Origin of the sequence: Motiliproteus sp. SC1-56 (assembly GCF_017309075.1) — a bacterium.
GTDB lineage: Bacteria > Pseudomonadota > Gammaproteobacteria > Pseudomonadales > Balneatricaceae > Motiliproteus.
Genome location: NZ_JAEMGS010000017.1, coordinates 1 through 21,041, shown reverse-complemented (window position 1 = coordinate 21,041; position 21,041 = coordinate 1). Strand labels below are relative to the sequence as shown.

Below are 21,041 nucleotides of genomic sequence, written 5' to 3'. Positions count from 1 at the left end.
CTGGACGGTCAGGCGGTGCGCGCTTCCACCGGTGCCCGCTTGGCGGGTTTGAAGTGGCGACCGAGGGTGAACCCGAGCACCGTCACGCAGACTGCCGAGTACAGCACCACCTGCCAGCCAAAGAGCAACAGCGATCCGAGCATAATCATCAGGTCAGTAGCCAGAATCACCCGGCTGGCCGCCACCCCGAAGCGCTGCTGAGCAAACAGCCCCAGGATGTTGATGCCCCCGAGCGAGCCCCCCGCCTTGAACAGTATCGACATGCCGAAGGCCAGCAGCAGACCGGCGATAACCGCACTCAGCAACGGATAAGGCACCTCCAGCCTGACCAGTTGCAGCCCCTCGGTCATCAGCGCCATCAGGGTGACGCAAATAAAGGTGCGCAGGATGAGGGCACGCCCCAGGTAGCGCAGGCCCAGCCAGTAAAACGGCAGGTTGATCAGAAAAAACAGCGGCCCGAAGCTCAGCGTGGGAATCAGCCCGTCGGCCAGCAGGGCCAGCCCCGTGGTGCCGCCCCCTACCAAACCGCTTTGTTGAAGAAAAACCACGCCCAGAGCGGCCAGAAAACAGCCCTCAACCAGGGCGATCAGGCCCTGTACCTGTTGTTTCATTAGAAAACTCCCGCAAAAAATGACTTACTGCTGCTGCGAATCAGAGGCGACGGCAGTCAGCGCTGGAGCGGGACTCCAGGCTCAGGGGCAAAAGATGAGAAGGGTTGGTGCGGGCCAGCAGGCTGTTGACTCGAAAGCTTTCGACAAAGCGCGAGCTGATCCCGTGCATGATAGAGACATAACGGCAGCCTGCCGAGCAACACCAGCCCCAATGAGCGACCATTTTTTCCAGCAGGCATTGCATTCGACAGACTCCCGTTAATGGCGCCGATGGTAAGTCAATTATTTTTAACAGTCAAAGCAGATAGTGAACAGCCGGGCTGCTGCGCCGAACTGGTATACTCGCCCACTCCACAGCGCGCGGAAACTGAAAAACCGGTAAGGAAGGACGCGATGAAATTGCATTACAAGGTCAGCGGCGAAGGCGAGCCCCTGGTAATTCTGCACGGGTTGTTCGGCACACTGGAGAACTGGGGAGGACAAGTCCGCACCCTCAGCGAACACTTTCGCGTCTTCGCCCTGGACCTTCGCAACCACGGCCGCTCCCCCTGGAGCGAGCGCATGGACTACCCGGCGATGGCGGACGATGTGCTGGAGTTTCTCGACGACCAGGGGCTTGAGCAGGTGGCGGTACTGGGCCACTCCATGGGCGGCAAAGTGGCCATGCAGCTGGCGCTGGCCCACCCCGGACGCGTCGCTAGGCTGATCGTCGCGGATATCGCCCCGGTGGTCTATCCGCCCCGGCACATGGAGGTATTCGACGGCCTCTTCTCGGTCCCCCTGGCCACGCTGCAGAGCCGGGGCGAGGCGGAAGAACGCCTCAAAGCCCACGTGACGGACCCGGGCGTACGGCAGTTCCTGCTGAAAAACCTCTACCGGGAGGAAGGGAAGTTCGCCTGGCGCGTGAACCTGAAGGTGCTGCAGCGCGAGTACGAGCACATTGCCGCGGCGCCGGAGGCGCCCAGAGCTCAAGGATGCTACAAAGGCCCCACCCTGTTCATCAAGGGCGGCGCATCGGAGTACATTCAGGAGACCCACCGCCCCGCGATCGAGGCCCTGTTTCCCGCCGCACGGGCCCGCATCATGGCCGGCGTCGGACACTGGCCCCACGCCGAGAAGCCGGCGCTCTTTACCCAGCTGGTGCTGAAATTTCTCCAGTCCGCCTGACGCCTGCGGGGCTGATCAGACCACCAGGTCCAGAAAGGCCCCCTCAGCCCGCATCATTTCAACCGCCCCTGCGTCGATCAGCCGCTGCTGCACGCCGTTGACGCGCTCGTTCAGCGCCCGGCGCTGATCGGCCAACTCGGCGAGTCCCTGCTCAAAACGGCTTGGCCCCTCCGCGGCGGAGTCAGCCCCCCGTCCCCCCGCGGACGGCTCTCCCTCTGCATTCGCCTGGGCTTTCTCCTCGGCCTCCTGCAGTGCGAGCTCAGCCTGGGCGGCCACCATCATCGCCTGGGCCTCGGCGGCCACCCGCAGATCCTGGGGTGACGGATTGGCCGGAGCCAGGGCGGCCTGAATGATCGTGCGGGCTTTTTCCAGGGTCGCCTCCGGGTCACCGTTCACCCGGCCGGTGTCGATATTAACCTCGCCCGCGGTGGCGTAAAGACGCCCGTCCGGCCCGCGGGTCAGCTGGTACCTGGGGGCCCCGGCCAGGGCGCCGCCAGCCGCGGCATGGGCGGCCTCATGGGCCCGCACCTCGCGGTCGATGCGCGCCAGCTCACGCACCTGGGCCAGCTCGGCTGCCTCCAGATCCCGAGCGCTCTTCGTACCCGAATCCAGGGCTTCTCCCCGAGGGGCAGCGGCCGTTTTTTCGGAGTTGGAAGCCGTTTCACTCACCGACTGAGACAGGTCTGAGCCATCGGTCGGGCGGGTGGCCCGGCTGACTGAAAGTGGTTGATCTCGATTGGGGGCTGGCAGACCGGCGTCAGGGCGTCCTGCTTCCGTGTTCGCGGACGACAAGCCCTCGGCGCCCGACGCCCTTGGCGCCGCCTGAACCTGAAGATAGGGGATGGTTAGATTGACACCGCTCGCGACAAGCAAGGCCCGTTACCTGCGCTCAAGAGTCACATCAGGCCGTGGTGTCGAGGTTGGTGCCCAGCACCTCATCGGCGCTGGTAATGACCTGGGTCTGGGGAGCCGCCTGGTTTGAATCCACCGCGGTTTCACCAAGGCTCTGGGCAGCAGGCAGCACCGCTTCGCTGCTGCTCACCTTGCCGCTGGCCTCGGCACTGTCGTCGGGCTTTCCACTGGCGGAAATTTCAGTCGCCGTGCGCTGGGAACCGTCAACACCGGTATTGCTGTTACCCAAAAGGCCCTGAACGTTGGTTGAAATAGATCCGATCTGCATGGAGGCATCCTCATACAACACAGGAGTGGAGGCAGTATACGTCAGCCGGGCGGAACGGTCACTTTTTCGCCAGCAGCCGGCTCACCATGGGTTCCAGGTGTTGCGCGGTAGCAACGATGTCCCCCTGTGGGGAAAAGGGCAGCTCGGCGAGCGGCGGCGCCCCCAGCATGCGCGTCAGGGTATCCCGGTTCTCCTGATAGCAGTCCATGCCGGGGTCCACCCGGTTGGCGATCCAGCCGGCCAGGGGAACCCCGTCCGCACGGATCGCCTCGACACTCAGCAAGGCATGGTTGATACAGCCCAGGCGCATGCCCACCACCAGAATACAGGGCAGCTGTAAGCGTTTGGGCAGTTCGGCCAGGGTCTCCACGCTGTTGAGGGGAACCCGCCAGCCCCCAGCCCCTTCCACCAGCAGCAGATCCAAAGGCTGCATCATCACCCCGCGGCAGTACCCCACCAGGCGCTCGGCCGAGAGCCGCTTGCCGGCCCGCTCGGCGGCGATGTGAGGGGCAATAGCCTCTTCCAGCAACACCGGGTTGATCTGCTCGTAGGCGAGCGGATAAGAGGCGTGGCGCTGCAGCAAGAGCGCGTCCTCGTTGCGCAAGCCTTCGGCGGTGGATTCCGCACCGGCGGCCACCGGCTTCAGGCCCGCGCAGCGGTATCCGCCGCGGGCGCTCGCCTCCAGCAACGCGGCCGTGACATGGGTCTTACCCACACCGGTGTCGGTACCGGCAACAAAAAAACGCAGGCCCACTCGTGAATCTCCTCAAATATTGGCAGAACGGATGGCCAGGCGATGCCCTGAAGTCAGGGCCGGCGCCGGGCCACCAGGTAATAAACTTGATAGGTGGCGGGCAGCAGGTCGGCGTCGTTGCGAAACCCCTCGTAGGCGGCGCGAAACGCCTGGATGCGGCGGCGCCCCGACAAGCCCTGCATGCCGCCGGCATTGACGTTGTGCGCCCCCAGCCCCTTGAGTTCGCCGGTCAGGGTCCGCAGCTCCCGGTAACCCAGTTCGATGCGCTCCTCGTCAAAGACCTCCAGCTCGAGATTTTGCGGCAGCGCTGCCCGCAGCGACGCGGCCTGATCAAAGCGGTTGACGTGCACGTAGTGGTCCACCTGACGCCAGGCCTCGCGCAGCTCCCACAGGGTATCGGGCCCCAGGGTGGCTATCGCCACCTGCCCCCCGGGGCGCAGCACCCGGGCCAGCTCCTGGAACAGCTGGGGCAGCTGGCGGCACCACTGGATAGCCAGACTGGAAAAGACCCCGTCCACAGCGCCCGTCGCCAGGGGAATCTGCTCGGCATCACCACACAACCACTGAATGCGCGAATGCGGACGCTCGCGGCGGGCGTATTGGAGCATGCCCTCGGCCAGGTCCAGGGCGACGACCTGGCGGTTATCGGCAGCGTCCGCGAGCTGCCGGCTGAAGTAGCCGGTGCCGCAGCCAAGATCCAGCACGCGGCCGGACGCGACAGCGGGCGCCCGCTCCAGCAGGCTGTGTCCGACCCGGCGCTGCAGGTTGGCGACGCTGTCGTAGCTGGCCGCGGCACGGCTGAAGGAGGCCGCCACCCGGCGCTTGTCGATCGCCGTCTCGGCGCACTGAACCGCGTCCGTCATCAAGCCAGCTCCCGGCTGAAGGCCAACAGGGCGTCAAGCACCCGCTGGGGACAGGAAAGAAAAAGGACATGGCCCGCCCCCGGCAATACTTGGGCATGGGGCGCCAGCGGCGGCTGGCTGGCCACCTCGGCCGGGACCAGCTGGTCCTCGGCGCCGAAGAGGTGCAGGCGCGGGCAATCGAGCGCGGCGAAACAGGGGCGGTAGTCCCCGTCCAGCAACATCAGCGCGGGGCCCAGCTGGGCCGGCGGCAGCTCCCGGTAGAGCTCCACTGCCCCCTTGAGGGCGCGAATCACCGGTCGCGCCTGCTCATCCCCCTGCCCCTGCAGCATCACGAAGCGGTTCAGGGTCTGGCGCCAGTCAGCTTCCAAGTCCAGGGAAAAGCGGTCAAAGGTGGCCCGGGGCATGGCATGAGACCAATCCGGGCAGACCACGAAACAGGGATTCGTCGCCAGGGTGACCAGCCCCCGCACCTTGCCTGGGTGCCTGTGGGCCACCTGCGCGGCTACCAATCCCCCCAGGGACCAGCCGAGCCAGATCGCAGGCCGGGTCATCACCGCGGCCAGCCGGTCCGCCAGCACCTCCAGGGTATAGGCCTCCACCGGCAAGCCGCTGCTGCGCCCGAGGCCCGGCAGGTCCACCAGGGTGAGGTCGAAATGGGGTTTCAGGGCCTGCAGCCAGTCGGACCAGACCCCGCTGTGCATGCCCCAGCCATGCACCAGGACCAGCGCCGGCGCCTCGGGCTGGGGGTAGCGCTCAACGTGCAACTCGCTCATCGACGTCCCCTCGCCTGCTCCAGTGCCGCCAGCAGCCGGTCCACGTCGCGCTCACTGTGGGCCGCGCTCAGGGTCACCCGCAGGCGCGCGCTACCGGCGGGCACCGTGGGCGGCCTGATCGCCCCGACGAAGATGCCCTGCTCTTCGAGGGCCTCGGCCAGTGCCAGCGCCCGGGACGCCTCCCCCACGAGGATGGGCTGGATCGGCGTGGCCGATGCCATCAGCTCAAACCCGAGCTGCTCCGTACCCGTTCGAAAACGGGCGATCAGGGCAGACAGCTGCTGCCGGCGATCCTGCCCCTCGCGAACCAGCTTAAGGCTGGCCAGGGTGGCCCCGGCCACCGCCGGCGGCATGGCGGTGGTATAGATGTACGGACGGGCGAACTGGATCAGGCTCTCGATCAGCGCCTCGCTGCCGGCGACGAAGGCCCCGCCGGTGCCGAAGGCCTTGCCAAGGGTGCCGACCAGCACCGGCACCGCATCGGTGTCCAGGTTAAAGTGCTCCACGCAACCGGCACCCCGCTCCCCGAGACAGCCCAACCCGTGGGCATCGTCGACCATCAGCCAGCCCCCGGTCTCGCGGGTCACCCTGGCGAGTGCCGGCAGCGGCGCCAGGTCGCCGTCCATGCTGAACACGCCGTCGGTGACCACCAGCTTGCGCGCCGCCTGACTGCCGGCCAGACGCTTTTGCAGGCTCTCGGGGTCGTTGTGCAGATAGCGCTGAAAACGGGCGCCGCTGAGCAGGCCGGCATCCAGCAGCGAGGCGTGGTTCAGACGGTCCTCGAACACCCCGTCACCCCGGCCGATGAGGGCATTGACCGCGCCGAGGTTGGCCATGTAGCCGGTAGAGAAGAGCAGCGCCCGGGGCCGGCCGGTAAATTCCGCCAGCGCCTCTTCCAGCTCGTGGTGGAGCCGGCTGTGTCCGTTGACCAGGTGCGAGGCACCGCTGCCCACCCCGTAACGCTCGGCCGCCTCGACGAACGCCTGCTTCAGCGCCGGGTGGGCGGCCAGCCCCAGGTAGTCGTTGCTGCAAAACGCCAGGTAGTCGCGGCCATCGACCCGCACCTTGGGCCCCTGGGCCGACTCCAGCACCCGGCGGCGACGGTACAGGTGCTGGGCCCGGCGGGCCTCAAGGGCATCGCTCAGCCCGTCAAAGTCACTCATGCCGAGGCGTCGTAGAAAAGGGCGTCGTCCTGCTGTGCCTGCAGATCGCGCACCAGGGCCTGTTCCTGCTCTTCGTCGGAGGCTTCGATGCGCTGTTCGACGTTGATCCCCAGGCGCTTGAACAGCTGCAGGTCGCGGTGGGTCTCGGGGTTGGGGGTGGTCAGCAGGCACTCGCCGTAGAAGATGGAGTTAGCGCCGGCGAAGAAGGCCATCGCCTGCAGCTCGTCGGACATCGACTCGCGCCCGGCGGAGAGGCGCACGTGGGACCGGGGCATCATGATCCGCGCCACGGCGATGTTGCGGATGAACTCCAGGGGATCCAGGTCCTCCACGTTCTCCAGGGGCGTGCCCTTGACCTTGACCAGCATGTTGATAGGCACGGACTCGGGCTGTTGCGGCAGGTTGGCCAGCTGGCACAGCAGGCCGACCCGGTCGCTGGCGGTCTCGCCCATGCCGAGAATGCCGCCACTGCAGATCTTCATGCCGGCATCGCGCACGTGCCCCAGGGTATTGAGGCGGTCCTCGTAGGTGCGGGTGGTGATGATCTTGTCGTAAAACTCGGGCGACGTATCCAGGTTGTGGTTGTAGTAATCCAGCCCCGCCTCCGCCAGCTCCTGGGCCTGGTGCGGCTTGAGCATACCCAGGGTCATGCAGGTCTCAAGGCCCAGCGCCTTGACCCCTTTGACCATCTCCAGCACGTGGGGCATATCGCGGTCGGTGGGGTGTTTCCAGGCTGCTCCCATGCAGAAGCGGGTAGAGCCGGCCTCCTTGGCCTGCCGCGCCTTGGCCAGCACCGCCTCCACTTCCATCAGCCGCTGCTTCTCAAGGCTGGTGTCGTAGTGGGCGCTCTGCGGGCAATAGGCGCAGTCTTCAGGGCAGGCGCCGGTCTTGATCGACAACAGGGTGCTGACCTGCACCTCGTTGGGATCGAAATGCTGACGATGGACCGTCTGGGCCTGGAACAGCAGCTCGTTGAAAGGCAGCGCGAACAGCGCCTCCACTTCTTCAGCGGTCCAGTCGTGACGGGGAGTATGTGGCTGCGGCTGCATGGTGAATCCTGCCTCTTTTAAAGTCGAAAAAGGGGCTCCGTCTACACTTGAATCCAAACGGGCCCGTACGGGTGCCCATCATAGGCAAAGCGGAGAGCCTGTCAACCCGGCATGAAAACATCGGTTTACTGTAGAGCGCTTTTTGATCAATTCGTTCCGAGGACGCTCTGTGCGCTTTGCGGCCAGCTCAGTTCCGAGCGACTCTGCCCGGGCTGTCACCGCGACCTTCCCTGGCTGGAGAGTTTCTGTTCGCAATGCGCCGAACCCCTGCCGAACGACAGCGCTGAACGGCGTTGCGGACGCTGCCTGAAAAGCGCGCCGGCGTTTACCCGCACCCTCTCGCCCCTGCGCTATCAGTATCCGGTCAACCACCTGGTGGCGGGGATCAAGCAGGACGGGGACTTGGGGCTGTTCAACCTGGCCCGCGACCTGTTTATCCAGCGCCACGCAAGCGCCATCGCCGCCGAACCGCCGGAGCTGCTGGTACCGGTGCCCCTGCATTCGCGCAGAGAGCGCCAGCGCGGTTACAACCAGGCCGAAGTCTGGGCCCGTCTGCTGGGCAGCCAACTGGCCATCGCCGTCGCCCCCCGCTGCTGCGAGCGCCGGCTCCACACACCCCACCAGCAGGGCCTCAGCGCCCGGGATCGGCGCCGCAACCTGCGCCGGGCCTTTACCGTCAAGCCGGGCTTTCGCGCCCGCCACATCGCCCTCGTGGATGACGTGATCACCACCGGCACCACCCTGGACCTGCTGGCCCAGGCGTTTCGCCGCCAGGGTGTCGAACGGATCGACGCCTGGTGCCTGGCCCGCACCCCGGGCCCGGCGAACCGATCCTGAGGGATAAGCGCCGGGGACAGCGCTCCCCCCGACAAGGCGAGAAGGCAGTTGCGTGCCCCACGGGCAACCAATATTGTTGATCGCAGCCTGGATAACAGCTGGATGGCAGAGCGCGCCCCATCGCCGCGCCGCCGCGAAGCCAGGGGTTCTAAAGGAGTGAGCACGTTAATGTATGCAGTGATATTTAAGGCAAAAATCAAAACGCTCGATTCGAGCTACTCGACCACGGCCGCCCGGTTAAGGGAGTTGGCCCTCGCGGAGTATGGCTGCACCGAATTCACCGCCTGTACCGAGGGCCAACAGGAGATCGCCATTTCTTACTGGCCTTCGCTCGCTCACATCAAGGCCTGGGGCCAGGACCCGGAACACCGGCAGGCGCAGGCGCTGGGCAAAGCCAAGTGGTATGAATCCTATCAGGTTCAAATCACCCAGATTGTTGAGCCAAGCCCTTGAGCTAGGCCCTTAACCCACCCCCTTGAATAGTCTGCACCGCGAAAACTAACCGGGCGCCAGGGCAAGCGACCCGCCGCTCGATCTCTTAACCGACCTTTCTCTTAACCGGCCCCCTGTTTTAGCCGACCCCTGTTTTACCCGATCTGCATCTTAAGTTGTCGCTCGAGCTCAGCCAAGCTGTCGGGAATAAGCTGTCGCAGCCGGTCGAAATTCACGGCCACCGAATCCGCCAGCTCCTGACCGGCGTCCTGTTCCATGGCCCTCAACACCCGCGCCATGGCCTTTGCTCCCAGGGTGTCGGCATCGCCGGCCAGACGGTGCGCAAGCTCCGCCACCTCGTAGAAATCGGCCTGTTCAATACGCTGTCTGAGCTGCTCGTAGTGCTCCTCACTGTTTTTCTGAAACACGGACACCAGGGTGCGCAGGCGCTGTTCTCCGAGGGCGCTGATATGCGCCTTGAACAGGTCCGCATCCAGCAGCGTCTCGGCATCCACGGGCGGCTCGACCGGAGCCGGCGCCACAGCGCCGTCCAGACACTGGGCGATGGACTCGTACAGAACGGACATCTTCAGCGGCTTGGGAACCACCCCATTCATGCCGCTTTCCAGGTAGAGACGCACCTCCTGAGGCTGAACGCTGGCGGTCAGCGCGATAATAGGTGTGTGGCGGTTCGCCCCGGGGTTTGACCGGATCCGTTTTGCCACCTCTATCCCGCTCAATCCCGGCAGGTGCACATCCAGCAGAATAAGGTCATAGGACTCGACCCCGGCCAGTTCAAGCGCCTGCAAACCATCGGTGGCCAGCTCGACGTCATGGCCGTCATCGCTCAACAGCCCGATCGAGACCTGCTGATTGATGGGCATGTCTTCGACCAGCAGGATACGAAGCGTGGCATTGGGTCGCGGGTCGGCACCGGGCTTATCCGCCACCTGATCGGCCGCGATGGCCAGCGCCCCTCCGATCGCCATCGGGATCTCGAACCAGAAACAGCTGCCCTCGCCTTCTGTGCTGTCCACGCCGATGGTGCCCCCCATCGCCAGCACCAGCTTGCGGGTGATCGCCAGTCCGAGGCCGGTACCGCCATAACGGCGGGTGATGCTCTCGTCGGCCTGGGTAAAGCGTTCGAAAATGCGCTCGCGGTGGGATTCAGGAATGCCGATGCCCGTATCCTGAACCTCGAAGCGCAACGCCTGTTTCGCCGGGTTCTCCTCCCCCGCGTCGCTCAGGCCGAGCTGCCGCACCCTGACCGACACCCCCCCCTCTTCGGTAAAGCGGATGGCGTTGGCGATCAGGTTGGAGAGGATCTGCCGCAACCCGCCGACACTGGCATAGCAGGTATCGACCACCTCGCCGTCGATCGCCCGCTCAAGGCTGATCCCCCGCTCTTCGGCCTGGGCAAAAAACAGGTGGCAGGTGGACTCCACCAGCTCGCTCAAGGAGAACTCGCTCACTTGCGGTGAAAACGCCCCCTCCTCCAGCCGCGCGTAATCCAGCAAACCGTTGAGGATTTCCAGGAGCGCCTCGCCGGAGCCGCAGATGGTGTCGAGCTTATGGCGCTGGTCCTCGGTCAACGCCGAGCGGCCCAGCAGCTCAACCATCCCCAGGATGCCATTCAAGGGGGTGCGAATCTCGTGGCTCATGGTGGCCAGGAACTGGCTCTTGGCCCGGTTCGCGCTTTCCGCCGCGTCCTTGGCGCTCAGCAGGCTCTGGGTACGGCGATGAACCAGCTCCTTGAGCTGGTCGCGGTTGTAGACCAACGCCTCCTCGGCTTCGTCGCGCCGGCGATTCTCCTCGATAATCGCCAGACGCATGTCGTTGAGCGCGCTCACCACTTCATCGAGTTCGTCCGGGCTCTCGTAGCGCCATTTGCTGACCAGTTCCAGGGGCTGATCCAGCAGGCCCGCTTCGATCCGGCGGGTGTAGCGGGCCATGCTCTCCAGGTGACGGGTGACCTGGAAATGGAAGATGACCAGCAGCGTCAGGCCGATGATCAGAATCAGCAGGGTCTGGGAGGTGAATATCTCCAGGGCAGAACTGGCCAGCCGCAGGCGAATGGCCTTCTGGTCGTTGTAGACCGTCAGTACCCCCAGCAGTCGGTCGCTCTCACCGGTGGGCGGCGCGTAGCCGATATGGAACTTGACCGCCTCGGCGCCCTGGTCGCCCGCCGGGAGGGGCTCTCCGAGGACGATGTCCTCGGGCCAGAAGTCGGTGGCCAGACTCACGGTGTGGATATCGGGAAAATTGAGAATGCCCTGGAGCTGAAGGTGAACCTGCTCCTGGTCCATGTCCCAGAGGCTCTTCTTCAGCCCGTCGACATAGGCCGACTCGATCAGGGACAGGCGACTCTCTAAACTGCTGCGCTCCTTCAGGTAGTCCAGGTAGACCTGGGCCGTCGCCGAGACCAGGGAGAGGGCCACCCCGAACAACAGGAAGCTCTTGAGAATGCGGTATGCCAGCGGGTGTTCTTGTTTGTAATTAAAGGCTTTGGTCACGTAGGGCGACGGTTTGAATTGATCCATGATTCTTGCCTTGATCCAGGCGTACAACGCGGTGAATAGGATGGGCTGGCGTTAAGGAATGACGGTGGGAAGAATATATTCGGCGCTGAATCGGTCCATCAGCGCCTGAATTTCACCGTTCTGGCTCATGCGTGTAATCTCGTTATTGAGATGGGGGATATGCTTCACCAGCGGCGACTTTTTCGAGATCCCCACGTACCAGAAGTCGCTGGCCAGGGGGCGATCGAGGTGATCAATCTCCTCGCCATACCCCATTTTTTGCGCCTGCAGCGATCCGCCGTAGAGTCCCAGAGGCATCAGGTCGATTCGACCGTACATCAGCTTGCCGAAATTCTGCTCGCCACTGGAGACCCGCTCGACGCTCATAAAGCGCTCGATCTTCTCGTCGGCCTCGGCGCCGAAGGTATCCCCCAGAAGCATCCCGACCCGCAGTCCCTTGAGGTCCTCCCATCGATCAAATCGCACCGGACGCGCCTTGTTGTAAAAAAAGACCATCGGCTCTTCGATGATCGGGGCGGTCGAGTAAACCAGGTAGCGCTCCCGCGCTTCATGGTAAAAAAGCCCCACCACGATGTCGATGTGCCCCTCCTCCACCTCCCGAAGGCAGCGCTTCCAGTTGCCGACCTGGTTGAGGTGCACCTTGTACCCCAGCCCTTCGAACACCTTCTTGACCAGCGTGGGCGCCACTCCCCGAATCGACCCGGACTCAACCCAGGAGAGCGGTGGGTAAACGGGAATGCCGCAGGCAGAGACGTCGTTTGACGCGGCCTGTGCCAGGGCGCGGCCGCTGAGCGCAATCCACAGGGCCAGAATCCCCAGGCCGACCCGTGCCGCCCGCGTGCGGTTTCGCGCCATATCAGCAGGGCTCGCAGGGAGAGAACAGGTAACCCGCGCCGTGCACGGTTACGATGATGCGGGGGCTGCAGGGGTCATCCCGCAGTTTTTTCCGCAGGCGGCCGATCAGCACGTCGATGGTGCGGTCGGAGGCGTTCCAGGAGCGGTTCTTGAGCCTCTCCATCAGTTGATCCCGGGACATGGTCTGGCCGCCGTTCTCCATCATGACCGACAGCAGCTGAAACTCGCCCTCGGTCAACTGGATCGAGTCACCCGCCTTGTCGCTCAATAGCCGCCGGTGCGAGTCCAGGGACCATTCACCGATCTGCTGAACCGCGGCGGTCCGGCTCTCGGGGTGTTGCTGCCTGGTTTTCTGCACCCGGCGGATCAGGTTCTTTGCCCGGGCCAGTATTTCGCGGGGGTTGAACGGCTTGGTGACGTACTCGTCCGCGCCGCACTCCAGGCCGATGATGCGGTCGATCTCATCCTGCCGCCCGGTCACCAGGATGATGCCGATCTCGGATTTGGTGCGCAGCTCCCGAGTGAGCGTCAGACCATCCTTGCCCGGCAGGCGAATATCCAACAGCACCAGGTCGATCGCCTCTCGGGCTAAGCACTCTTCGGCTTCCTCGGCGGTTTCCGCACCAAGGATCCGGTACCCCTCCTCTTCGAAGTAACTGATCAACATGTTGCGAGTCACTTCAGAGTCATCAACGACCAGTATGCTCGCCTCAGATACACTCATTACACAGCCCCGAATTTCTTATTATGACAGGCGACCGACGCCTGGTTCCGCCCCTGAAACGGAGACTCACCAGGGCCACCTTTTGCGCCGTAGCATCGCCTAATCGTGACGGCAGGGCAACCATCGTTTACATCGCGTTTACAACCTGTCACCTTTGTTAACACGTCGTTCACGACACCAAACCCTCTGCCATCTCTCCCCCGGACCCCAGACGAGGCGGGCAATAGCGCGCATCGCAGAGAGACAACGCCCACCCGAGGCGGACCTCCCAGTGTTACAGGGAGGCTACATACTGTTACCTCGCGTTTGCTTTTCGCCTTTCTGTATTTGGTAGAACTAGGAGCGTCCAAAAATAAGCGACGAGAATGGCGGGCCGCTTTGCAGGCAACCGGCTCATTCTCCTGGGAGTGGGCGCCCCTACAACAAAAACAGAAACGAGGGCATCAATAATGATATCCAAGCAGTTCAAGCGTTTAGCAGTATCTGCCGCTGTCGCCGCCAGTCTCTCAGCCGGTATTGCATCCGCCGAGACGATCAAAATTGGCGTCGCCGGCCCCCATACCGGCGCCTACGCCAACTTCGGCGTTCAGCTCTGGCAAGGGGCCACCTTGGCCGCCGAAAAGATCAACAGCAACGGCGGCATCGACGGCAAGCAGATTGAGCTGGTGAAAGGGGACGACGCCTGCGAACCCAAGCAGGCCCTGGCAGTTGCCAACCGCATGGTAGAAGTCGACGGCGTGGCCGGTGTGGTCGGTCACTTCTGCTCCTCATCCACCCTGCCCGCCTCTGAAATCTACGAGGACGCCGGCGTGGTCATGGTCACCCCGGGCTCCACCAACCCCGCGGTCACCGATCGCGGCCTGAGCGTGGTACTGCGTAACACCGGCCGGGATGACCAGCAGGGCATCGTCGCCGCCGAGTACATCGTCAACGACCTGAACGCCAAGCGCGTGGCGGTGATCCACGACAAGGACACCTACGGTCAGGGCCTGGCTGACGCCATGAAGGCCCACCTGAACAAGATCGGCACCAAGGAAGTCCTGTACGAGGGGCTGACCCGCGGCGAGAAAGACTTCAACGCCCTCGTTACCAAGATCAAGGCAGCCGATGCGGACGTGATCTACTTCGGCGGGCTGCACAGCGAAGCCGGCCCCCTGGTTCGCCAGCTGCGTGAACAGGGCGTCGACGGCACCTTCTTCTCCGGCGACGGCATCGTATCCGAAGACCTGATGCCCGCGGCGGGCGGCGGCAAGAACGTGGACGGCATCATGATGACCTTCGGCCGCGACCCGCGCACCTTCGACGAAGGCAAGCAGGTGGTTGCCGAGTTCCGCGCCAAGGGCTTCGAGCCCGAGGGCTACACCCTCTACGCCTACTCCACCGTGCAGGCGATCGCCCAGGGCATCGACGGCGCCGACACCACCGACGGCGAGAAAGTGGCCGAGTGGCTCAAAGCCCACTCTGCCAAGACCATCATGGGCGAGCGCAAGTGGGACGCCAAGGGCGACCTGACCCGCTCTGACTACGCTGTCTACCGCTGGAACCAGGACGGCAGCTACGCCAAGGCCAACTAGGCCCCGCGCCTCAACCGACCGGTGAGCGGCTCCAACAGCGCTTCACCCGGTCTCGGCGGGGCATCGTCTGAGACAGGCGGTGCCCCGCCCACACGGACCGGGCTCCGCCGGATCGCCCCCTACATAATAACGATTAGTCGAGGCGACTATGGACTTTCACATTCTTTTTCAACAGCTGGTAAACGGTCTCACCCTGGGATCCGTTTACGGACTGATCGCCGTGGGCTACACCATGGTTTACGGCATTATCGGCATGATCAATTTCGCCCACGGCGATATCTACATGATCTCCGCTTACCTGGCCGCCATCTTCATGGCCCTTTTATTCTCCTTTGGGCTGGATTCCGTGCCCCTGGTGATCGTCTGCACCCTGATGATCACCATGGCCATTACCGCCGTCTACGGCTGGTCCATTGAGCACGTGGCCTACCGCCCGCTGCGCAACTCCACCCGCCTGGCACCGCTGATCTCCGCCATCGGCGTCTCGCTGATACTGCAAAACTATGCCCAGATCAGCCAGGGCGCGGGCACCCAATCGGTGCCCACCCTGATCGAGGGCGCGCTGCGCTTCGGCGACGACAACGCCTTCTTCCAGATCACCTACATGCAGATGATGATTATCGCGGTATCCGCCGTCAGCATGGGCGCCCTGACCTTCCTGATCCAGCGCACCGCCTACGGGCGCAAATGCCGCGCCACCCAGCAGGACCGCACCATGGCGAGCATCCTGGGAATCAACACCGATTTCACCATCTCCTCGGTGTTCGTCATCGGCGCCATCATGGCCGCCATCGCCGGCATGCTGGTCACCCTGACCTACGGCTCCTTTGACTTCTACGTCGGCTTTATCGTCGGCATCAAGGCCTTCACCGCCGCCGTGCTCGGCGGCATCGGCTCGCTGCCCGGGGCCATGCTCGGCGGGCTGATCCTGGGACTCTCCGAGTCGCTGTTCTCCGGCTTCATCAACACCGACTACAAGGACGTGTTCGCGTTTTCCATCCTGGTGCTGGTGATGATCTTCAAACCCAGCGGCCTGCTGGGCAAACCCCTGGTCGAGAAGGTGTAGTCATGAGCCATACCGAACAATACAACTTTTCCAAGACCGCCCTCAGGGGCCTGCGTGACGCAGCCTTTGCCGGCGTAATCGCCCTGATTGTCTTCGGGCCGATGAACGGGCTGATCCTGGACGGCTACGGACTCGATTTCCACCTGGACCGCCCCTTCCTGATGGCCGGCATCGTCGCCCTGGGCCGGTTTCTGCTGACCCTGTCAGGCTGCCTTCCCGCGGTGCGCCAGCTGCGCGAGCGCCTGATGGACTTTTCCCACCGGGGCGTTACCGTGGAACAGCCCGGTGACTCGCAGGTTCGCTGGAAGGTCCTGATCCTGCTGACCATCATCACCGGCCTGTGCGCCCCCTTCCTGGTCAGCAAGTACTGGCTGACGATCCTGATCCTGGCCCTGATCTACGTTCTGCTCGGCCTGGGGCTCAATATCGTGGTGGGCTTCGCCGGTCTGCTTGACCTGGGGTTCGTCGCCTTCTACGCCGTCGGCGCCTACGTGATCGCCCTGGGCGCCCAGTACTGGGGGCTCGGCTTCTGGACCGCCATTCCGGTGGCCGCGGTTCTGGCGGCCCTGGCCGGTTGCATCCTGGCCTTCCCGGTGCTGCGCATGCACGGTGATTACCTGGCCATCGTCACCCTCGGGTTCGGGGAAATCATCCGCCTGGTTCTCAACAACTGGCTGGACTTTACCGGCGGCCCCAACGGCGTGCGGGCCCCCAGCCCCACCCTGTTCGGACTCGAGTTCACCCGCAAGGCCAAGGAGGGCGGCATTCCCTTCCACGAGTACTTCGGCCTTGAATACTCCAGCTTTTACAAGTACCTGCTGATCTACCTGGTGCTGTTCGTGATCGTCGTCGCGCTCACCCTCTTCGTCCACCGGCTGCGCAACATGCCGATGGGACGGGCCTGGGAAGCGCTGCGGGAAAACGAAATCGCCTGTCGCTCGCTGGGGATCAACCACGTCACGGTCAAGCTCTCCGCCTTCATGATGGGGGCAATGACCGCCGGTATCGGCGGCGTGTTCTTCGCCAGCTACCAGGGGTTCGTCAACCCCACCTCCTTCACCTTCTTCGAATCGGCGCTGATCCTGGCGATCGTGGTGCTGGGCGGCATGGGGTCGATCGTCGGCGTCATCATCGCCGCCTTCGTGTTCACCCTGGTGCCGGAGATGCTGCGCGAATTCGCCGACTACCGGGTACTGGTGTTCGGCGTGGTGATGGTGCTGATGATGATCTGGCGCCCCCGGGGCCTGCTGCAGATCCGCCGCAAGGCCTTCAAGCGGCCTCGCCCGGTTTACACCCGCCCCGGTGAAGCGCAGCCGCTGCATGCAGCCAGCGCGGGCCAGAGTCTCTGACCCTGCGCCCTTTCGACCACAGGCTTGAGCGGGCCCAAGCGCCCGCAGCTTTTCAGGAGATTGACATGCAGCCTACAACCACTCAACCCCTGCTCGAAGTGTCTGATTTGAGCATGCGCTTCGGCGGTATCCTGGCGCTCAACAGCGCCAGCCTGAACGTACTCCCCGGCTCCATCACCGCCATCATCGGTCCCAACGGCGCCGGCAAAACCACCCTGTTCAACTGCATCACCGGCTTCTACCGGGCCACCAGCGGGGCTATCCGCTTCAACAGCGGCAACAGCTCCGTGGACCTGATCCAGGTCCTGGGCGGTCCCTTCAAGGCCACCGACCTGACCGATCCGCGGGCGTTCTCCACCCGCCTCTATTACAAGATGCTGGGCGGCTCCCACCGGGTCGCCCTGGCAGGCGTGGCGCGCACCTTTCAGAACATCCGCCTGTTCGACGAGATGACCGCCATCGAAAACCTGCTGGTTGCCCAGCACACGGGCCTGGACCGCAACGTAGTGGGCGGCTTCCTGCGTACCGGCAGCTACCTCAAATCCGAGCACACGGCGGTCGACCGGGCCTTTTACTGGCTCGACAAGATGGGGCTCGGGGAGGACGCCAACCGCCTCGCCGGTGAACTGCCCTACGGCCATCAACGGCGCCTGGAGATCGCCCGGGCGATGTGCACGCAGCCGAAGATGATCTGCCTCGACGAGCCCGCCGCGGGCCTGAACCCCAACGAAACCAAGGCGTTGAGCGAGATGATCCAGATGCTGCGCCGGGAGCACGACGTGGCGGTACTGCTGATCGAGCACGACATGGGCATGGTCATGGATATCTCCGACCACATCGTCGTCCTCGACCACGGCGAGGTCATTGCGGCCGGCACCCCCCAGCACGTTGAGAACGACCCGGCGGTGCTGGCCGCGTACCTGGGTGCGGATTACGAAACAGGAGTGGCGCTGTAATGAGCAATCTATTTGAAGTACGCAATCTCGACGTCTGTTACGGGCCGGTGCAGGCGCTGCGGGATGTCAACGTCGAGATCAAGAAGGGCGAGATCGTCACCCTGATCGGCGCCAACGGCGCCGGCAAGTCGACCCTGCTGATGAGCCTGTTCGGGCAGCCCAAACCCAAGAACGGCAGCATCCGTTTCAAGGGCGAAGAGCTGACCCGCCTGGCCACCCACCAGGTGGGCAACCTGGGCATCGCCCTGGTTCCCGAGGGGCGACGAGTCTTCTCCTCCATGACCATCGAGGAGAACCTGATGATGGGCGGGGCGGGCTGTACCGCCGACAAGGACGACCCGGTCCTGGCCCACGTCTACGAACTCTTCCCGCGCCTCAAGGAGCGGCAGCACCAGCGCGCCGGCACCCTGTCCGGGGGCGAGCAGCAGATGCTGGCCATCGGCCGCGCGCTGATGAGCCGCCCCGACCTGCTGCTGCTGGATGAACCCAGCCTGGGGCTGGCCCCGCTGGTGATCAAGAAGATCTTCGAGACCCTGGAGATGATCGCCAAAGAGGGCACCACCATTTTCCTGGTTGAGCAGAACGCCAACTATGCCCTGAAGTTTGCCGACCGCGGCTACGTGCTGGTGAACGGCAACATCAAGCTGACGGGCAGCGGTGACGAACTGCTGGCTGACCCCGAAGTCCGCAAAGCCTACCTGGGCGGCCACTGATATCGAGATTGAGGTTGGGAAACGCCTATGGACCCTAACACGCTGACACATTCTAGCCTGCCCGACTCGCTCTGGGCCTCAAGCGCCTGCCCGGCTCCGCCCACCCGGCCCCTGGAGGGGGCGACCCGCGCCGACGTCGCCATCATCGGCGGCGGTTTTACCGGCCTCTCCGCCGCCCTTCACCTGGCGGAGAAAGGGCTCAAGGTAAGCGTGCTGGAAGCCTGCGAAATCGGCTACGGCGGCTCGGGCCGCAACGTCGGCCTGGTCAACGCCGGCCTCTGGATGAACCCGGATGATATCGACGCCCAGCTCGGTAAAGAGTACGGCGACCGGCTCGACCGGATCCTGGGGGGCTCCCCGGAACTGGTGTTTTCGCTGATCGAACGCTTCGACATCCCCTGCGAAGCGACCCGCAACGGCACCCTTCACCTCGCCCATTCCAAAAGCGGGCTGAAAGGACTCACCGACCGGGCCCGGCAGCTGCAGGCGCGGGGCGCCCCGGTGCAGTTGCTGGATGCCGCCACAACCGCGGCGATGACCGGCACCGAACGCTATCACGGGGCGATTCTCGATCCCCGGGCCGGGACCATCCAGCCGCTGGGTTACGTGCGCGGCCTGGCGAGCGCGGCCAAGAGCCTTGGCGCCAGCATCTATACCCGCTCGCCGGTGACGCGACTGGCCCCGGCCCGGGACGGTCAGGGCTGGTCTATCAGCACCCCGGACGGGTCGCTCCAGGCAGAAAAGGTCATTCTCGCCACCAATGCCTACGGGAGCGGCGCTTACCGGGAGCTGCAGCAGACCTTCACACCGCTGCACTTCTTCCAGTTCGCCACCGCTCCCCTGCCGGATGCGGTGCTGGAGAGAATACTGCCCGGCAAGCAGGGTTGCTGGGACACCCGCCAGGTGATGACCTCGATCCGGCTTGATCAGGCCGGCCGGCTGATTCTGGGCAGCATCGGTCAGCTCCCCGACAACGGATCCCGCTTTCTCCAGGGGTGGGCTGCAGATCGGGTGAAGAGCCTCTTTCCGGAACTGTATCCGCAGATCAAGCCCAGGGGAGAGACAGGATTCTGGCACCACGGCTGGGTCGGGACGATCGCCTTCTCACCGGACCACCTGCCCCATCTCCACCAACTGGGTCCGAACCTGATCTCCTGCGTCGGCTACAGCGGCCGGGGCATCGGCCCCGGGACCATCATGGGCAAGGCGATGGCAGACTATGTCACCGGCTCGCCGGCCGAAGACCTGCCGCTGCCCCTGACCGAACCGAAACAGGTCGTGGGCCGCTCGATCCGCGAGCAGTACTATGCCCGCGGCTCCGATCTTTACCATGCGTATCAACGCGTCACCTAGGAGGTTAGCTTTGCGGGGCGGGGCGGGGCACCGCAGGCGACCGCCCCTCGGCCTTAACGGCTCAGCGTTACTTAACGCAGCAGGATGAGTGCGGGCATTGGCGCCCGACAACGCCGACCCGCGCGCCCCCGTTCTTTGTCCTTTCCCTTGTCCTTGCCCCTTTCCCTTCCCCCTCCCTTTTCGAGAAAGTCAGAACAGATTCGGTGTGAATATTGGCGCAGCCGCCAGGCGCCAGGGAAGCCACTGCTGCCGTTGCTTATCGTCCGCGGAGAGGGACAGCGCCCCGCTGTGGCATCTGTCAGAGGACACCGATCCCTTCGGATTGGGCGCCGGCCCCGGGGCGCCTTATCACTTATCAAACGGCGGCTGGCGGCGGGTTATCTAAGCAAGATGCGTCCGCTCAGACCGGGTTCGCTTCGATCCACAACAACGCCTCTTCCTTGTTGTGCCCGTAGTAAACCACCCGGCTCTCGGGAACCGCGCCACCGCGGTAGGCGGCACTGTAGCGAAACACCCAGTACCCGGATGCGTCCTCGCCCTTGATGTAGTAACAGTATTCGGGCAGATCGATGTGTTGCACTATCTTCATTTGAATTCACCGGATCGTCTTAACCAAATGCGCAGGTCTGCTGAGCGGCTGCGTTGGCGATAAGAACACGGCCACTCAAATAAAAGGTGAAGGGTGGCGAAAGCATTCAGCGGCGCGCCTTGGCCCCTGCCGTATCTGCTCCGGGCCAGTGGAAAGGCCCACCCACCCCCTCGAGAATCCGCTCGGGATCAGCGGCGTTCTGGTTTTAAATCCTATTAACTTCAAATGCTCCTAATCCAATACATTTTTTCTGCCTCTTCCATAGGGAGCACATATACGCCGGGAGGGTTGAAAAGCCTAAAAAAAAGGCGGCCATGATGACCGCCAAAGGACTAAATAATCGCTCCAAGAGCTGGGTTAAGTTAAGGAACCTACGATTAAGTCCCATCTCCTGAGCTACTCCGCTGCTCAAGCCGCATTTGCGGCGTAATAACCCGGTTTTTGATCATTTCACACCGCCTGCATGCCCGTTTTCCGGCAAGCAGACGGAGCT

Annotated in this window: 22 protein-coding genes; 9 read left to right on the top strand and 13 right to left on the bottom strand. The window is 63.9% G+C overall.

The annotated features are described in order from the left end of the window. Positions 1 to 8 precede the first annotated feature (8 nt). Positions 9 to 611, bottom strand: coding sequence for a YitT family protein (locus tag JGZ97_RS15985; RefSeq protein WP_207063704.1), 603 nt, complete (start codon positions 609 to 611; stop codon positions 9 to 11). A gap of 40 nt (positions 612 to 651) precedes the next feature. Continuing rightward, positions 652 to 855 (bottom strand): hypothetical protein, encoded by a 204-nt coding sequence (locus tag JGZ97_RS15980; RefSeq protein ID WP_207063703.1) that lies wholly within the window; start codon positions 853 to 855, stop codon positions 652 to 654. Between the two features lie 149 nt (positions 856 to 1,004). Between JGZ97_RS15980 and JGZ97_RS15975 the strand changes: the two genes are divergently transcribed. Continuing rightward, positions 1,005 to 1,778: an alpha/beta fold hydrolase gene (locus JGZ97_RS15975; RefSeq protein WP_207063702.1), complete on the top strand. Its 774-nt coding sequence runs from the start codon at positions 1,005 to 1,007 to the stop codon at positions 1,776 to 1,778. A gap of 15 nt (positions 1,779 to 1,793) precedes the next feature. On the opposite strand, the gene JGZ97_RS15970 is transcribed toward JGZ97_RS15975, so the two are convergent. The 7 genes from JGZ97_RS15970 to bioB all read right to left on the bottom strand — a co-directional run bounded on the left by JGZ97_RS15970 (position 1,794) and on the right by bioB (position 7,560). Next, positions 1,794 to 2,447, bottom strand: coding sequence for a putative metalloprotease CJM1_0395 family protein (locus JGZ97_RS15970; RefSeq protein ID WP_207063701.1), 654 nt, complete (start codon positions 2,445 to 2,447; stop codon positions 1,794 to 1,796). Positions 2,448 to 2,679: 232 nt separating this feature from the next. Further along, entirely contained in the window at positions 2,680 to 2,958 is a 279-nt protein-coding gene (locus JGZ97_RS15965) for a hypothetical protein (RefSeq protein WP_207063700.1), read from the bottom strand. A gap of 58 nt (positions 2,959 to 3,016) precedes the next feature. After that, complete coding sequence (gene bioD, locus JGZ97_RS15960; protein WP_207063699.1) at positions 3,017 to 3,712, bottom strand: dethiobiotin synthase; 696 nt, start codon at positions 3,710 to 3,712, stop codon at positions 3,017 to 3,019. Between the two features lie 53 nt (positions 3,713 to 3,765). Beyond that, complete coding sequence (gene bioC, locus JGZ97_RS15955) at positions 3,766 to 4,575, bottom strand: malonyl-ACP O-methyltransferase BioC (RefSeq protein WP_207063698.1); 810 nt, start codon at positions 4,573 to 4,575, stop codon at positions 3,766 to 3,768. Next, positions 4,575 to 5,348, bottom strand: a complete 774-nt coding sequence (locus JGZ97_RS15950; protein WP_207063697.1) for an alpha/beta fold hydrolase — start codon at positions 5,346 to 5,348, stop codon at positions 4,575 to 4,577. Before JGZ97_RS15950 ends, bioC begins: the two co-directional genes overlap by 1 nt. Then, positions 5,345 to 6,511, bottom strand: coding sequence for an 8-amino-7-oxononanoate synthase (gene bioF, locus JGZ97_RS15945; RefSeq protein ID WP_207063696.1), 1,167 nt, complete (start codon positions 6,509 to 6,511; stop codon positions 5,345 to 5,347). Before bioF ends, JGZ97_RS15950 begins: the two co-directional genes overlap by 4 nt. Then, the gene (gene bioB, locus JGZ97_RS15940; RefSeq protein ID WP_207063695.1) at positions 6,508 to 7,560 is read right to left on the bottom strand and encodes a biotin synthase BioB; all 1,053 of its coding nucleotides are present in this window, start codon (positions 7,558 to 7,560) and stop codon (positions 6,508 to 6,510) included. The genes bioF and bioB overlap by 4 nt, the downstream gene beginning before the upstream one ends. A 111-nt stretch (positions 7,561 to 7,671) precedes the next feature. On the opposite strand from bioB, the gene JGZ97_RS15935 reads away from it, so the two are divergent. Further along, positions 7,672 to 8,397 carry a ComF family protein gene (locus JGZ97_RS15935; protein WP_207063694.1) on the top strand — a complete coding sequence of 242 codons (726 nt, stop codon included), beginning with the start codon at positions 7,672 to 7,674 and terminating at the stop codon, positions 8,395 to 8,397. Positions 8,398 to 8,565: 168 nt separating this feature from the next. Further along, on the top strand, positions 8,566 to 8,850 hold the full coding sequence (locus JGZ97_RS15930) for an antibiotic biosynthesis monooxygenase (protein ID WP_207063693.1): 285 nt from the start codon (positions 8,566 to 8,568) through the stop codon (positions 8,848 to 8,850). A 134-nt stretch (positions 8,851 to 8,984) separates the two neighbouring features. Here JGZ97_RS15930 and JGZ97_RS15925 read toward each other — a convergent pair whose 3' ends face one another. From JGZ97_RS15925 to JGZ97_RS15915, 3 genes are read right to left on the bottom strand one after another with little or no spacing between them, the layout of a single operon-like run. After that, positions 8,985 to 11,369, bottom strand: a complete 2,385-nt coding sequence (locus tag JGZ97_RS15925) for an ATP-binding protein (RefSeq protein WP_207063692.1) — start codon at positions 11,367 to 11,369, stop codon at positions 8,985 to 8,987. A 51-nt stretch (positions 11,370 to 11,420) separates the two neighbouring features. Next, positions 11,421 to 12,224, bottom strand: a complete 804-nt coding sequence (locus JGZ97_RS15920) for an ABC transporter substrate-binding protein (RefSeq protein WP_207063691.1) — start codon at positions 12,222 to 12,224, stop codon at positions 11,421 to 11,423. A 1-nt stretch (position 12,225) separates the two neighbouring features. Then, a complete protein-coding gene (locus tag JGZ97_RS15915) occupies positions 12,226 to 12,948 on the bottom strand; it encodes a response regulator (RefSeq protein ID WP_207063690.1) in 723 nt (240 codons plus the stop codon). A 449-nt stretch (positions 12,949 to 13,397) separates the two neighbouring features. Between JGZ97_RS15915 and JGZ97_RS15910 the strand changes: the two genes are divergently transcribed. From JGZ97_RS15910 to JGZ97_RS15885, 6 genes are all read left to right on the top strand, one after another. Next, positions 13,398 to 14,522 carry a branched-chain amino acid ABC transporter substrate-binding protein gene (locus JGZ97_RS15910; RefSeq protein ID WP_207063689.1) on the top strand — a complete coding sequence of 375 codons (1,125 nt, stop codon included), beginning with the start codon at positions 13,398 to 13,400 and terminating at the stop codon, positions 14,520 to 14,522. A gap of 148 nt (positions 14,523 to 14,670) precedes the next feature. After that, positions 14,671 to 15,588 (top strand): branched-chain amino acid ABC transporter permease LivH, encoded by a 918-nt coding sequence (locus tag JGZ97_RS15905; RefSeq protein WP_207063688.1) that lies wholly within the window; start codon positions 14,671 to 14,673, stop codon positions 15,586 to 15,588. 2 nt (positions 15,589 to 15,590) lie between these two features. Continuing rightward, positions 15,591 to 16,937 (top strand): high-affinity branched-chain amino acid ABC transporter permease LivM, encoded by a 1,347-nt coding sequence (gene livM / locus JGZ97_RS15900; protein ID WP_207063687.1) that lies wholly within the window; start codon positions 15,591 to 15,593, stop codon positions 16,935 to 16,937. Between the two features lie 65 nt (positions 16,938 to 17,002). After that, entirely contained in the window at positions 17,003 to 17,893 is an 891-nt protein-coding gene (locus JGZ97_RS15895) for an ABC transporter ATP-binding protein (RefSeq protein WP_207063686.1), read from the top strand. Then, positions 17,893 to 18,606: an ABC transporter ATP-binding protein gene (locus tag JGZ97_RS15890; RefSeq protein ID WP_207063685.1), complete on the top strand. Its 714-nt coding sequence runs from the start codon at positions 17,893 to 17,895 to the stop codon at positions 18,604 to 18,606. Before JGZ97_RS15895 ends, JGZ97_RS15890 begins: the two co-directional genes overlap by 1 nt. A gap of 27 nt (positions 18,607 to 18,633) precedes the next feature. Next, positions 18,634 to 19,959: an FAD-binding oxidoreductase gene (locus JGZ97_RS15885; protein ID WP_207063684.1), complete on the top strand. Its 1,326-nt coding sequence runs from the start codon at positions 18,634 to 18,636 to the stop codon at positions 19,957 to 19,959. Positions 19,960 to 20,359: 400 nt separating this feature from the next. Here the strand turns inward: JGZ97_RS15885 and JGZ97_RS15880 are convergent, their stop codons facing one another. Beyond that, positions 20,360 to 20,548, bottom strand: a complete 189-nt coding sequence (locus JGZ97_RS15880; RefSeq protein ID WP_207063683.1) for a hypothetical protein — start codon at positions 20,546 to 20,548, stop codon at positions 20,360 to 20,362. Positions 20,549 to 21,041: the final 493 nt, after the last annotated feature.

Coding starts and splice junctions, on each gene's coding strand:
- JGZ97_RS15985 (WP_207063704.1), bottom strand. CDS start 611: ATGAAACAACAGGTACAGGGCCTGATCGCCCTGGTTGAGGGCTGTTTT.
- JGZ97_RS15980 (WP_207063703.1), bottom strand. CDS start 855: ATGCAATGCCTGCTGGAAAAAATGGTCGCTCATTGGGGCTGGTGTTGC.
- JGZ97_RS15975 (WP_207063702.1), top strand. CDS start 1,005: ATGAAATTGCATTACAAGGTCAGCGGCGAAGGCGAGCCCCTGGTAATT.
- JGZ97_RS15965 (WP_207063700.1), bottom strand. CDS start 2,958: ATGCAGATCGGATCTATTTCAACCAACGTTCAGGGCCTTTTGGGTAAC.
- bioC (WP_207063698.1), bottom strand. CDS start 4,575: ATGACGGACGCGGTTCAGTGCGCCGAGACGGCGATCGACAAGCGCCGG.
- JGZ97_RS15950 (WP_207063697.1), bottom strand. CDS start 5,348: ATGAGCGAGTTGCACGTTGAGCGCTACCCCCAGCCCGAGGCGCCGGCG.
- bioF (WP_207063696.1), bottom strand. CDS start 6,511: ATGAGTGACTTTGACGGGCTGAGCGATGCCCTTGAGGCCCGCCGGGCC.
- bioB (WP_207063695.1), bottom strand. CDS start 7,560: ATGCAGCCGCAGCCACATACTCCCCGTCACGACTGGACCGCTGAAGAA.
- JGZ97_RS15935 (WP_207063694.1), top strand. CDS start 7,672: ATGAAAACATCGGTTTACTGTAGAGCGCTTTTTGATCAATTCGTTCCG.
- JGZ97_RS15930 (WP_207063693.1), top strand. CDS start 8,566: ATGTATGCAGTGATATTTAAGGCAAAAATCAAAACGCTCGATTCGAGC.
- JGZ97_RS15925 (WP_207063692.1), bottom strand. CDS start 11,369: ATGGATCAATTCAAACCGTCGCCCTACGTGACCAAAGCCTTTAATTAC.
- JGZ97_RS15920 (WP_207063691.1), bottom strand. CDS start 12,224: ATGGCGCGAAACCGCACGCGGGCGGCACGGGTCGGCCTGGGGATTCTG.
- JGZ97_RS15915 (WP_207063690.1), bottom strand. CDS start 12,948: ATGAGTGTATCTGAGGCGAGCATACTGGTCGTTGATGACTCTGAAGTG.
- JGZ97_RS15910 (WP_207063689.1), top strand. CDS start 13,398: ATGATATCCAAGCAGTTCAAGCGTTTAGCAGTATCTGCCGCTGTCGCC.
- JGZ97_RS15905 (WP_207063688.1), top strand. CDS start 14,671: ATGGACTTTCACATTCTTTTTCAACAGCTGGTAAACGGTCTCACCCTG.
- livM (WP_207063687.1), top strand. CDS start 15,591: ATGAGCCATACCGAACAATACAACTTTTCCAAGACCGCCCTCAGGGGC.
- JGZ97_RS15895 (WP_207063686.1), top strand. CDS start 17,003: ATGCAGCCTACAACCACTCAACCCCTGCTCGAAGTGTCTGATTTGAGC.
- JGZ97_RS15890 (WP_207063685.1), top strand. CDS start 17,893: ATGAGCAATCTATTTGAAGTACGCAATCTCGACGTCTGTTACGGGCCG.
- JGZ97_RS15885 (WP_207063684.1), top strand. CDS start 18,634: ATGGACCCTAACACGCTGACACATTCTAGCCTGCCCGACTCGCTCTGG.
- JGZ97_RS15880 (WP_207063683.1), bottom strand. CDS start 20,548: ATGAAGATAGTGCAACACATCGATCTGCCCGAATACTGTTACTACATC.